Source organism: Desulfobacterales bacterium (assembly GCA_021647905.1).
Classification (GTDB): domain Bacteria; phylum Desulfobacterota; class Desulfobulbia; order Desulfobulbales; family BM004; genus JAKITW01.
This window is the reverse complement of record JAKITW010000080.1, coordinates 1-12,941: the sequence shown is the minus strand read 5'-3', so window position 1 is coordinate 12,941 and position 12,941 is coordinate 1. Positions and strand designations below refer to the sequence as shown.

10 protein-coding genes are annotated in these 12,941 nt (G+C 55.2%); 4 read left to right on the top strand and 6 right to left on the bottom strand.

What is annotated here, in order from left to right:
- Window positions 1-218: 218 nt before the first annotated feature.
- Entirely contained in the window at window positions 219-1,925 is a 1,707-nt protein-coding gene (locus tag L3J03_10910; GenBank protein ID MCF6291491.1) for a glycosyltransferase family 39 protein, read from the bottom strand.
- Window positions 1,926-2,231: 306 nt separating this feature from the next.
- Between L3J03_10910 and L3J03_10905 the strand changes: the two genes are divergently transcribed.
- Window positions 2,232-3,644: an O-antigen ligase family protein gene (locus L3J03_10905; GenBank protein ID MCF6291490.1), complete on the top strand. Its 1,413-nt coding sequence runs from the start codon at window positions 2,232-2,234 to the stop codon at window positions 3,642-3,644.
- Window positions 3,645-3,690: 46 nt separating this feature from the next.
- Here the strand turns inward: L3J03_10905 and L3J03_10900 are convergent, their stop codons facing one another.
- From L3J03_10900 to L3J03_10890, 3 genes are all read right to left on the bottom strand, one after another.
- Window positions 3,691-4,782 carry a glycosyltransferase gene (locus L3J03_10900; protein ID MCF6291489.1) on the bottom strand — a complete coding sequence of 364 codons (1,092 nt, stop codon included), beginning with the start codon at window positions 4,780-4,782 and terminating at the stop codon, window positions 3,691-3,693.
- A 150-nt stretch (window positions 4,783-4,932) separates the two neighbouring features.
- Complete coding sequence (locus L3J03_10895) at window positions 4,933-6,486, bottom strand: sugar transferase (protein MCF6291488.1); 1,554 nt, start codon at window positions 6,484-6,486, stop codon at window positions 4,933-4,935.
- 32 nt (window positions 6,487-6,518) lie between these two features.
- Complete coding sequence (locus tag L3J03_10890; GenBank protein ID MCF6291487.1) at window positions 6,519-7,583, bottom strand: hypothetical protein; 1,065 nt, start codon at window positions 7,581-7,583, stop codon at window positions 6,519-6,521.
- A 282-nt stretch (window positions 7,584-7,865) separates the two neighbouring features.
- On the opposite strand from L3J03_10890, the gene L3J03_10885 reads away from it, so the two are divergent.
- A complete protein-coding gene (locus L3J03_10885; protein MCF6291486.1) occupies window positions 7,866-8,243 on the top strand; it encodes a hypothetical protein in 378 nt (125 codons plus the stop codon).
- Window positions 8,244-8,283: 40 nt separating this feature from the next.
- Window positions 8,284-9,498 carry an SPASM domain-containing protein gene (locus L3J03_10880; protein MCF6291485.1) on the top strand — a complete coding sequence of 405 codons (1,215 nt, stop codon included), beginning with the start codon at window positions 8,284-8,286 and terminating at the stop codon, window positions 9,496-9,498.
- Between the two features lie 253 nt (window positions 9,499-9,751).
- On the opposite strand, the gene ccsB is transcribed toward L3J03_10880, so the two are convergent.
- Complete coding sequence (gene ccsB, locus L3J03_10875) at window positions 9,752-10,612, bottom strand: c-type cytochrome biogenesis protein CcsB (protein ID MCF6291484.1); 861 nt, start codon at window positions 10,610-10,612, stop codon at window positions 9,752-9,754.
- On the bottom strand, window positions 10,609-11,967 hold the full coding sequence (locus L3J03_10870; protein ID MCF6291483.1) for a cytochrome c biogenesis protein ResB: 1,359 nt from the start codon (window positions 11,965-11,967) through the stop codon (window positions 10,609-10,611). The genes ccsB and L3J03_10870 overlap by 4 nt, the downstream gene beginning before the upstream one ends.
- 570 nt (window positions 11,968-12,537) lie before the next feature.
- Between L3J03_10870 and rpmB the strand changes: the two genes are divergently transcribed.
- Window positions 12,538-12,732: a 50S ribosomal protein L28 gene (gene rpmB, locus L3J03_10865; protein ID MCF6291482.1), complete on the top strand. Its 195-nt coding sequence runs from the start codon at window positions 12,538-12,540 to the stop codon at window positions 12,730-12,732.
- The last annotated feature ends 209 nt before the right edge of the window (window positions 12,733-12,941 follow it).

Below are 12,941 nucleotides of genomic sequence, written 5' to 3'. Positions count from 1 at the left end.
AGGCTATCAAGCAGGAACTCGCTTCGCCGCGGCGGCGATTCGGAAGCCATAAGCATATCATGCCGAAGTTGTTTCAAATTCCGCTTTTGCCGTCACAGCCGCGGCTCAGGGTCCGCTACACCGTTCGCTATAAGAAAACCCCTTTCCCGGTCCAACCTCAAACGTACGGGGTTTACCGAAACCTTACGTCGAGCGGTTGTTGCGAAACCGACAATATTTCAATACACTTTTTCCTGACGATGCTGAACAAAAACAGTACCTTCCCCAGGAGGAAGCCATCGTGGAAACGGGTAGCGCGCAACCTCGGCATACCCAGGCACCGGCCCCATACTGATGATATAATCCGCCCGGCGAACCCACCACCAGCTCAGTTCATGACCATCGGGACCGGTCACGGGAGTGAAACCGGCATCATAGGCATACAGACCGTTAAACTCAAACCCGCCGTCGATCAGTTCGGCGGGTATCCCTTTTCCTTCGGTCAACTCGGCTAATCCGAGCCAACGGGCACGATTCCAGGCAAGATAATCATGGGTGCCGGCCACACTGAACCCACCGATAGCGAACAACAGCAATATCGAGGTTACCGGGATCACCGGCGCCCTGTCCAGTCCGGTGTTCCGCCGCAACAAAACCAACAGCATCGCAACAAGAGGCACCATAAAAAGAATATAGCGATCAAAAAATCCAGTTATGCATATCGGCACCGCATAGATAAGACAAGCGGATACCAGCATCCAGATCAGCCATTTTTCCCGGCGGCCCGAGCCGATATCATTCGTTAACTTTTTCCCTGGCAGCAGGAAAAACAAAACAAACCGTATAATGCCGGTGATCCCCAGAAAAGTTATTATCAACCAGGTTGTCTCCGGGAGGGTTGCCGGATGCCGCAGACCAAGGGTTGCAACGTCATAAAGCCTCACCGGACCCAGTCCGGCCCGATGCAGGATATTGCCTTGTAAAGGCATGAGAATCCCGAGCCCTGCCAGCAACGCGGTAATCGCCCCGGCAAGGGATATGGCGATAACCGGAAAAATCATTTGTTCCCCCGGCGGGCTACGCATTTCATGCCGTCCTGGGGAAACAAAGGTGAATGGCAGCAGGAACAGGCCCAGATAAACCAGCAGTTCCCCCAAATATTGGGCCGTTGTCAAAATAAGCGCCGGCTCAAACGACAGAAGCGACCGCACCAAAAGTCCGCTTTTCAGGTGATAGAGGTCAGGAAGACCGATGGTGCTCTTGATGAAAGTCTCGTAGGCCAGTAATGCCGCAACCGTGACGGCCAGGGGAGCAAATGCCTTTAAAAGATTCCTGCCATTAACGCCGTTTCTCAATAAATAACCGACAGCGAACGACAGGGGAACGACCAGGCCGAGCTGGCGAATCATGGTTGCCAACACCGAAAAAAACACCCCGGTCCACAGGTATGCCGTTTTTCCGGAACGAATCCCTCGAATCAGACTTAACAAGGCGAGCATTGCCGTTGCCAGGAACGGCACATCGGTCATAAAGGTGTTTGACAGGTTGAGATACAAAGGGTTGACCGCAAGCAATGCGGCCCCGAAAAGGGCCTCATTCCGGCTGGCAGAACATTCCCTGAGCAACATGTAAACCGTAATGACCCCGGCCAGGCCTAGAACCAGGGTCGATAGCCGCAGAGATGTAAACGAGAAGCCGGTTGGCAGACAGAAAAGCGCGCCCCAGCCGACCTGGGCAATCAGCGGCATGCTGACCCACCCGGTTAAATGGAATCGCCCCTCCTCGATAAGTATACGAACGGTCTCGCCGTAAGACCAGTCGTCGTTCAATGGAAAATCGCCGACTGGATTTACCGCAACAACCATTACCAGCCACAGGCAACAGAGCAAAAATACCGGCGCATTCTTGAACAGAACCGGGAACTTATCGGTCTGGTGAAAATTCATGGGGCTCACCGCCAGTCAACTGTCAGGTGTCGTATAGAGAGAACCCGCGTGTAACGAGGTAGTAGCAGGGCATCATTTTTCCCTTTGATTTTTTCGAGTGATAGCCTACCCTGGCCTCAGTCTGAAATGTTGCCACTTCATCCCTTGTCAGGGCCCCGAAAAAAACGAGTCGACATGTCCACACACTCAGTAACAGTTGCCAGACCTGCCGACTCAGCCAAGGGAAACACGACTCCTGTCAGACAACGGATTGCCTGGTTCGTTTTCCTTGCCGTTTCATTACACCTGGCATTCCTGCAACCTAATATGGTGATAATTCCCGGCGAAAGGGCCAAGGTGTTCTCCGGTCTCTTGTGCGCCGTCTTTCTTATCGTTGCCCTGTTTGCCTCAAGAAAGGAAATCCTGCACCGGCATGCTTCCGCAGCCCGGGTTTCCATCATCCTGGTGTCTCTGGTGATTCTCAGCGGTTTGTTCAGCATAACCCCTGCCTCTTCATCGGCCAGGGGATTCGTTATCCTGACATCGGCATTGGGCGGCTTCTGGGGGGCCCGGCTCCTTCTCAACACCAGGGCCCGGCTGGTTTTTTTTCAGTGGTTCTGCCTGGTGATCCTGGTTGGTGTCATGATCCTGACCGTCGCCGGTATCGCTAACTCGGGAAAAATTTACCAATATATTGATGTTCACTGGCATCCGGTGGCCGACCGGCTCATTCTCCTCTCCTTTGCCCCGCTGGCCCTGATCACCACCGGCTCACGCCCGCTCAAATACTGGGGAATATTTTTTCTCGCCGCCTGCTATATCGTCCTGATCATGGCCGGTTATTTTCACGGCATGGAATCGGTAATCATTTTCCCACCGCTCTGCCTGGTGCTGGCAGCCGCTTTCAGGAAATGGTCGTTCAAGGAACTCTGTATCTTGCTCATCATACTGGCCCTCATGTTCCCGGTCCTCTCCAGTCACCTGAAGAAACACTCCACAACCTATGACAAGGGCTTCATTTCCATCGCTTACCGCATCGAAAACATTTATTTCTCCTGGCACTTAGCCCGGCTGAACCCTTTTCTCGGCATCGGCCTCTGGGCTCCCCGCGACACATATCTTGCCGATTACGAAACAAAATACCCCTATGCCTCAAAAGAGACCTTTACCCGCTGGACCCATGAGCTGAGGACTTCGGAAAACAGCGTGCTTACCTTCATGGCCGACCTCGGTTTTCCGTTTATTATTATTTACAGCAGTGCGGTCATTCTCCTGCTCTGGAAACTGGTGCGCGCGGCCATCCGAAAACCGCCGGATATGCCTTACCATCCCCTTGTCCTCCTCCTGCCTGTTGTCGGCGCAATTCTGCACTACCAGTTCTTCGATGGGCTGTTCCACCCGCAGATCAGTTGGTTTTTCCACATATTGCTAGGTTTGATACCAACTGCGCAAGGTAAACATTCAGTAAACCCCCTCCTGTCGGGAAAGGGGTCTTCTTCTACCAACGGCCGCTCCATTGAAAAGGGCCGGCTGTTCATAAACAGGCTATCAAGCAGGAACTCGCTTCGCCGCGGCGGCGATTCGGAATCCATAAGCATATCCTGCCGAAGTTGTTTCAAATTCCGCTTTTGCCGTCACGGCTGCGGCTCAGGGTCCGCTACACCGTTCGGTATAAGAAAACCCCTTTCCCGGTCCAACCTCAAACGTACGGAGTTTACCGAAACCTTACTGCGCAAGTGACCCTGACTGAACGGAAGAACAGTGAACGTGTTGGATTATTCGCCGATCACGGCATCAACTCCCCTTGACCGCCAGAACGTGCGCTATGGTCCTCCAGACACCATTGAATATATTGGGCCAATTCATCTGCAAACCGCTCCCTGGAAAAACGATTAGCGTTCCGCCGGATGACTTGGGGGTCAAAAAAATCAGGCTTCCGCTCGAACCTTTCAATGGCTTCATTCAACGCGGCAGGAGTCTTTTCATAAAAAAACAGGCCGGTCCGGCCGGGGAGTACGGTCTCAAGAGCCCCGCCGCGGCCGTATGCAATAACCGGCTTGCCGGTTGCCTGGGCCTCCACCACCACGATGCCGAAGTCCTCCTCCCCCGGAAAGACCAGGGCCTTGCAGTCGGCATAGAGCAAGGCCAGTTCCCGGTCGGAAACCCAGCCGGCAAATTCGATATTTTTCCCGGCCATTGATTTCAGACGCTGCATCTCGGGCCCGGCGCCGGCGACCACCAGCCGTTGACCGTTTTCCTTGAAAGCGCGGACCGCCAGGTCTATCCGTTTATATCCCACCAGTCTCGATACGCAGAGATAATAGTCGTCGGAACGGTCGGAGACCTGGAAACGTTCAACACCGCATGGAGGATAGATCACCTTGGCGTCCCGGCGGTAATATTTCCGTATCCGGTCTCTTACGACCCGTGAGTTGGCAATAAAATAATCAACCCGGGCTGCGGCGCCGTAATCCCATGACCTCAGGTAATGCATCAGCAGCGCGGTGATTATTTTTTTACCACGGCCCATCCCGTGGAGATAATCCTGATAATGGCTCCAGGCATAACGCATGGGGCTGTGACAGTAACAGATATGACATGTTTCCGGCCTGGTGACGACCCCCTTGACCAGGTTGGCGTCACTGCTGATCACCAGATCGTATTCCCGCAGGTCAAATGACTCCACTGCCAACGGGAACAGCCAGGCGTAATATCGGTACCATTGCCGGGCTAAGGGGATCTTCTGGATAAAACTGGTGGTGATCCGGCACTCCTGCAACACCGGGGACATTTTCCCTTGATCGGCAAGGAGACAATAGATGTCCGGTTGACCAAGCAGCTCGGCAACCTCCTCGCAGACCCGCTCACCGCCGGTCATGTCAAGAAACCAGTGATGAACCAGGGCGGATTTCTCTTTAACAATTTCCACACGCGGCTCCATGGGCAAAAATCATTCTCCAGTCTCAAGGCGCATGGCCACGGGCGCAAGAAAAAATTCATCTTAGCAGAAAATCCTCTGCCGTGCGCCTTACAGCAGGCCATCTCCCCTTAGAACCACCACCGTGGTTCTAAGCAGGATGAACAGGTCAAACCAGAAGCCCTGGTGTTTGAGATAATATAGATCAAGCTCAATGCGCTTTGCCAGGGAAGGGTCACCCCGGCTCACCACCTGCTGGTAGCCGGTGATACCTGGTTTTGCCTTCAGGCGGCGCATCTGCCAGACATTATACTTGGAGACCAGGCCCGCCTCTTCGGGACGGGGCCCGACCAGGCTCATCTCGCCCCTTAAGACATTAATGAGTTGTGGTATCTCGTCCAGGCTGGTACGTCGCAGAAACCTGCCAAGGGGAGTGACCCGCGGGTCATTGCTTATTTTGAATACCGGCTCGTTGATATCATCGAAATCAACCATGTCCGCCAGCCGTTCTTCGGCATCCTCGGCCATGGACCGGAACTTATACATGGAAAACTTCCTGCCGTTGGCGCCGACCCGTTCCTGGACATAAATTGCCGGCCCCTTGCTGGTAGCCTTGACCAGAACAGCGATAAGGAGCCAGAGCGGGCTCCCGGCAACCAGAACAAACGATGAAATGGCCAGATCCATTATCCGCTTTCCCACCGCATAGAGCATATGCTGGGTCGCGTCCTGCAGGCGGATGAGCGGCACCCCGCCGAAGTCACCGAATTCCGTCCGGGTAATGGCAACGTCCAGGACATCGGGGACCATGAAAAAGGCAATCCCCTTTTGCTCGCAGAACTGGAGGATATGCATCAGGGTTTCCCGTTGCCCGGGATTATTGAGCAGGAACTTCCCGTCCGGAACCAGCAGGAGTTTGTCGAACCGGGTAAGGGCGTGGAGCCGTTTGATCTCATCGCCCCATTCGTCTTCCGGATTACCGTCCGGCCTTTGCCCGTGCCCCGCCGTCTCCGGCCAGTGGAGCCTGCCGACCACCCTGGTGCTGCAATCCCTTTCCTGGATCCGTTTCACCAGGGACTCGGTCCGAGGCCCCTCTCCCAGGACCAGGACACGCTCCACCACCACCCGACGAATACTGAGATGCCTTTCCACCAGCTGGAAACAGACCCGCACCAGGGAAAGCAGCAAAAGCGAGATGATGAAACCGAGGATATAGACCCCCCTGGACAGCAGCAGCTGCCGGTACATGAACGAGACAACCATCAGGAATACGATGGCATAACAACCGGTGGCCACTATTTCCCGCAGTTGCTTTCTGAGCGAAACAGCCAGGTTGAAGTCGTTCCGGTAGGCGCCGTCCCGCCAGAGCAGGAACAGCCAGGCCGCCGCAATAAGGAGGCTGGCCTTGATATAGGGTGTAAGGGGGGGAATATCATAAGAGACGCCCGGTATCTGGATCGACCGGAGAATGGAATAAAAACGGCCATAGTAGGCAATGATGAAACCGGCAAAAATAACAATCACGTCAAGGCCGGCGAGCAGATACCCCCGTGACCGCCAGAACGCCGCGGCCCGGGCCTTCAATTTCAGACCGGGAACGCATTGCCCGGCAGAAAAAGCCTCCGGTTCTCTGTCCTGAGAAACTACAATCTTTTTAACGGCCACGACGTTTCCCTGTACATCAGGTTTTCAGACCGCTAAGCGGCTGTAGCAGTCGATATCTCCCCGGTGTCAATAAACTGGCGCACCAGGGAGAACACCTCCTGGTTGCCGCAGAAACTTACCTGATTAATATTATACCGCAAGTTATCGAGTTGCCCCTCAAACGACTGTATATCCTCCTTGTGACGCCCGAATCCATTATAATATCGGCCATATCCAAGTTTTTCCACATAAAAGGCATTCAGGAACTGCTCAAAAGCCTGCTTGATCGGGAAGACGATCAACGGCTTGCCGTAAAACAAGGCCTCCGATATCAAGGTCTGACCAGCGCTGCCGACCACGTAGCTGCTGGTTGCCAGGTCCCGTAGAAAACCGTGTTCCGACCGTTTTTTAAAGTGGAGATTGCCGTTGGTGTGCTCGCGGTCAGCGCCGTAGACAAAAACCGGCCGCGGGATGTTGCGCAGAAATTCAAAAAAACCGTTGGCGGTTGAATAGCCATGGTAGGCCAGGACATGGTCCCCCGCAACAACCGGAACCTTGAGGACACTCTCGCGCAACAGGGGGGGCAGGAGCCATGTCTTCAATTTGGTGGTCACCGGCGGCCGGAAAAAAGAAGTTACAATATAACTTCCGGCCTGGCTGAACAGCTGTCTCATGATCAAGGAGGTAATAAAATAGTCGGGGAGCTGTCCGACCGGCAGCTGGTGGCGGCAACAGGTGACGATATGTTGATGGTCCAGGGACAGGCAGGGCAGCCCGACCTGGCGGCTGGCCCGGGGCACGAAAAACTCATAATCCGACAGGGCGACCGTCGGTTGAAAACCTTCAATCAGGGCAACAACCCGTTGCTGTAGTTTTTTTCTGTTTGCCAGCACCTTGAGATTCTGGGCGATCAGGGCCGGAATATCGACCCGGTGGGAACGGACGGGAGTGGAGGGATTGGGACACTCTTCCACGCTAAATTCCTGCCGGAGCAGGGCAGCGCCGTGGCTGTGGCTGACAAACAGGAATTCATGTTCGGAAAAATAGCGGGCCATGGTCAAGGCCCGCATGGCATGCCCACGTCCGGTGCCATGTACTCCATAAATAATTCTGGCCATTTTCGCAGTGAGTGTCTGAGGTGGGCAAAGGTATGAGTTTTCGGGCCGTTATCTGGTGGAAATTGCAATTACTCTTGAGTTTGGCAAAAAGAATATAGCCCCAAATATTGTTAGAGGGTATATCATCTTGTAATATATAATGCTCAACCTTTTTGATTTTGACTTTGGGGTCTTGGAGTGTTTTTTTACCTGTGATCGTTTACAGGTTTGGGGTAATGATACCGTGGAGATACACACCCGGTGATCAGTTACGTGAAAACTCTCTGGGGCCAACCGCCTGCCATGATCCGAAAAATAGGTATTGTCCTCATATTTTTTCTTTTTACCGGCCAACCGGCCGGTGCAGCCGGCCGGGATCTGTCCGGCAACTGGAATTCCTCGGTCTGGGGACACACGGTTCTTGCCGAGGTCAAGCAAACTGGAGAAAAGATATCAGGGGTGGCTTACCTGTACGGGCTCCTTGGTGAGGTGAACATCTATCACTTCAACGGCACACTTGATAAGGACAAGTTAACCGCCTCCCATTACAGCGGCCACATGTTTGCCGGCCAATTTCTCCCCGACGGCCGGTTAAAAGGCATTCTCACCACCAAGAACGGTCGCCGGTTCTCAGTCTGTATTTCCCCCTCAACGTCAGGTTCACCTCCCCTTCCCGAATAACCCTTTCCCGCCCTGACTTCACCTTAAACAAAATAAAACCATGCCCAGAAGAAGCCGCCTACAACATGATATAATCCTCAAACACGCCCTCAGGCTTGCCAGACATCCGCGTATTGCCGCCCGGCTGATTCCCCTGGAGGTAGAGAAATCTTTTTTCAATCTTCTCCATCCCCGGCGAGCAAACGGCAAGGCCGGTAAAATTCGTCAGGTCAGCATCCGGATAACCGACATTTGCAACCTGCGTTGCCACACCTGCGGCCAGTGGGGCGACAGCGGTTTCCTGCATGGACAGGATTTACAGAAATTAAAAAGGGAGGAGGTCGCCCCGGAACGCTACCTCGAGATTTTCAACGACCTGGTGGCCCATGGCCACCATCCCAATGTGTATTTCTGGGGCGGAGAGCCCACCCTGTACCAGGGGACCCTTGACTTGATTGAGGGCGCGGCCGCCATGGGATTGCCCGTTTCCATCGCCACCAACGGCACCCGTACCGCATCAATGGCCGACCGTCTTGTCCAGGCCCCGCTCTTTTTACTGCAGACGTCCATTGACGGCCATTGTGCTGAGCTGCACAACAGCATCCGGCCGGCGGTCGGCAACGGCAACGGCTTTGCCGATATTCAGGCCGGGTTGACGGCCGTACACAAGGCCCGGAAACGCCACAAGCGCAACCTGCCGATAATAGCCTCTCTTACCGTGGTATCACAGCCCAACATCGAACACCTGGTCGACATCTACGAAGCTTTTCGTGACAAGGTGGACCTGTTCATCTTTTATCTCTCCTGGTGGATCGATCCGGCAAGGGCCCAGGCCCATGAAGAAGATTTTTCCAGACGGTTCGGCTTTCCGCCGGTCAGGCATCACGGCTGGATCGGCAACTGGAGGCCGGACAACTATAAACTCCTGGACCGGCAGTTGAAGACCCTGCTCGCCCGTTCCAGTTCATGGGACTCTCCACCGGTATCGATCATTCCCAACGTTACCGGTGAAGAAAACCTTACCACCTACTACACGGACCACCAGGCCGACTTCGGCTTTGAGCAGTGCATTTCCATCTTTCAGGCCGTGGAGATCAACAGTAACGGTGATCTGTCCCCCTGCCGTGACTATCATGATTACGTGGTGGGTAATATTAAAAACCGGACCATTACCGAGTTATGGAACTCGGAGGAGTACCGAAAGTTCCGGCGCAGCCTTGTCATTGAGGGACTAATGCCGGTCTGCACCCGCTGTTGCGGGCTGATGGGATATTGATCCCGGGTGGGAATCAATTGAGTGCAGGGTGCAGGGTGCAGGGTGCAGGGTGCAGGGTGCAGGGTGCAGGGTGCAGGGTGCAGGGTGCAGGGTGCAGGGTGCAGGGTGCAGGGTGCAGGGAATATTATATTCGGATCACGATCACTGCTCCATATTTTTTTCACAGCCCACTGCCTACTGTCCACTGTTTTTTCCGTCATCCGTCCTCTGTCATCTGTCCTCTGTCATCTGACCTCTGGCTTCTGTCCTCTGCTTACGGCCCGCCGTAGCTGTGCAGGCCGGAGAGCAGGTAGTTGACCCCGTAGTAGGTAAAAACCACGGCAACAAAACCGATGATCGCGATCCAGGCGATCCGGGTGCCGCCCCAGCCGCGGGTGAAACGGGCATGGAGGGCCGCGGCGTAGACAAACCAGGTGATCAGCGACCAGGTCTCCTTGGGATCCCAGCTCCAGTAGGTGCCCCAGGCCGAGTTGGCCCAGACCGCGCCGGTGATGATCCCGGCGGTGAGCCAGAGAAAACCGAAGAGGATGGTCTTGTGGGTCAGGTCGTCGATCACCTTAAGGGCCGGCAGAGAGTTCCAGATGCTGGTCTCGGGGGCGTTCCTGCCCAGACTGTTCCGGCAGAGATACATGATCCCCAGGCCGCAGGCCACCGCAAAGGCGGCATAACCGATGAAACAGGTAACCACATGGAAGAGCAGCCAGTTGCTCTGCAGGGCCGGAACCAGCGGTTCAATGGCCTGGGCCCGGGCATCGAAACTGAATGAGGCAAAGGCCATGCTCAGAAAGGCAAAGGGCATGGCAAAGGCACCGATGCTCTTGTTCTTGAACTTGAACTCGATCACCAGGTACAGGACCCCGATCACCCAGGCAAAAAAGACCAGCGATTCATACATGTTGGAGAGCGGCGCATGACCGGAGCCAGGGTGCAGTTGATAGGACTCCACCCAGCGCAGGCCGATGCCGCCGGAGAGGAGGAGCACCCCGACAATGGTGGCCAGGGTGGCGATCAGTCCCAGCTGCTTCTGGGCCCGGAAGATAAAGAGGGCCAGATAGAGGACCGCGGCCCCCAGGTAGGCAAAGGTGCCCAACCCTAATAGTTGCGAACTTGTCATGATGTCTTCCCGCTTAGCTGTAACTGTTCATCATCTTGCAGTTGGTCGACCAGGGAGTCAAAGGCATTCTCGAATCCCACCTTGTTCTTGTTGCTGTGGCCGGCGACCAGCACCTCTGTTTTCTCCCCGTGCCGGCTGACATGGACCCAGATCCGCCGATGGGCGAGAAAAAAGGTGACCAGCAGGCCGAGCAGCATCAGGGTACACCCGGTATAGACATACCAGACCCCCGGGTCCTTGGCAACCTGGAGGCCGGTGCGGGAGTAGCGCTCATAGCCCTTGGCCGTTATCAGCATGCTGGTATCCGGACGTTCGATCCTGACCGGGGCACTGTTGTCAACCACAAAGGTCCTGGCCGGTCCCTTGTTGTCGGAATACCAGATCTTAAGCGAGAACGAGCCCCATTTGTTGTTGGGCGGATGGTCGCTCACTATCCCGAACTGGATGTCGGTCCCGGGCCAGCCGACCTGGCGGCGCGGCGGAAGCTGGAAGGTCTTTTCCTGACCAGTGGTCTGATCCTTGATCGAGACGATGTAGTCATACTGGAGATCATAGCTGGACTGGTAAAAGGTGAGCCCCTTGTAATCAAGGGGGTCGTTGACGATAATCCTCTTCTTGAGAACCTCCCGGCCGTTTTCCAATATGGTGAGATCGGAGCGGTACTCCTTGGGACGCACGTCATAATACTCGATATCAAACTTATCGCAGCGCACCGTAAAACCCAGGGGAATGGGCTCGCCGGTGCCGGTCTCATAGACATAATCCACCGCCCCCCCTTCCGGGATATAGACGCTGGCCTTGTAACCCATGAACGAACCGATGATCGCCCCGGTAAAGATGATCAATACACTGAGATGAACCAGGTAGACCCCGAACCGGACCCAGGGACTCTTCTGCGAAAAAAGCAGGCTGTTGTTCCCGTCGAGATCCCTTTGCCGCGGCCGCCAGCCCGCCTTGCCCAGCACCACCTGCAGCCGCTCCACCGCGGCCTCCCGGGTCAGCGGGGTGACGAACAGCTTGCGGGCCCCCATCTTGCGCAGCCGGGCCGGGTCAGTGGCCAGGTTGTCCATGACCACCATCCGCCAGACATTGGGCAGCCGCTCGATACTGCAGACGATCAGGTTGACACTGAACAGGATCAGCAGGGAGACAAACCACCAGGAGTTGTACATGTCGTTGATATCGAGCAGCAGGATCAACTTGCCGGCGCTCTGACCGTAATAACGCAGGTACTCCGCTGAACTGCTGTTCTGGGGAATCACCGTGCCGATGATCGAGGTGGCCGCCAGCACAAAAAAGGTGAACAGGGCCAGCTTGACCGATGCAAAAAACCGCCAGACTGCATTCTTTTTCATATTCATCCGATCAGTTCTACCGCGGGAAAAGGGGTTTTAAGAATTATGGTTGGACAAGGCCTGGAGCAACTCACCGTTTTGATCCATGATCCGTGGGATAACAGCACAATCCATGCCACCCGGCCGGGCCGGTGGCATCTGCCGGTCGTTCTTGCCATATTAAGGGGGGAAAACGCGGTTGCGCCCTCATGACCGGGATGGCCGGTCCGGGTATTTTTTACCCGGACCGCGGCCGGCGGCGGGTCAAAACTACCCGTCAGCCGGATGAGTTGCCAGCTGTACCCCGGCCCAAATCCGCACCGCAACCAGGTCATACCGACCGGAGATCACCGGGCATATAACAGCACGACATGACTGTAAGAGGTCACAGGTGCCGCGGGTTGTTGCCGGCCGGACCGGAGGCAGAAACCGAATCGTCGTTGTTACCATGATTGTTCCGTTACTGTCAATAAAAAAGCCCTGGATCAGGCGTGAAAAAACCTTGCCATATCCGGCGGGAAGAGTTATAAATCCCGATTCAATTTTACAACAAACGAGTCCCCGGGCTTGCAAATAGCAAGGAGTTCAACCATGTCTAAAGTATGTGATATCTGCGGAAAAGGTCCTGCCACCGGCAACAATGTCAGCCATGCCCATAACAAGACCCGCCGCCGCTGGCTGCCCAACCTGCAGAAAGTCCGCACCGTGACCAGGGGCGGCGCCACCACCCATGTCCGGGCCTGCACCCGCTGCATCCGCTCCGGCGCGGTGGTCAAACCAGCGTGATCAATAGTTTGTTCGGAACACGCGCTCCGGACGACAGTAAGGTTTCGGTAAACCCCGTACGTTTGAGGTTGGACCGGGAAAGGGGTTTTCTTATACCGAACGGTGTAGCGGAACCTGAGCCGCGGCTGTGACGGCAAAAACGGAAATTGAAACAACTTCGGCAGGATATGCTTATGGATTCCGAATCGCCGTTGCGGCGAAGCGAGTTC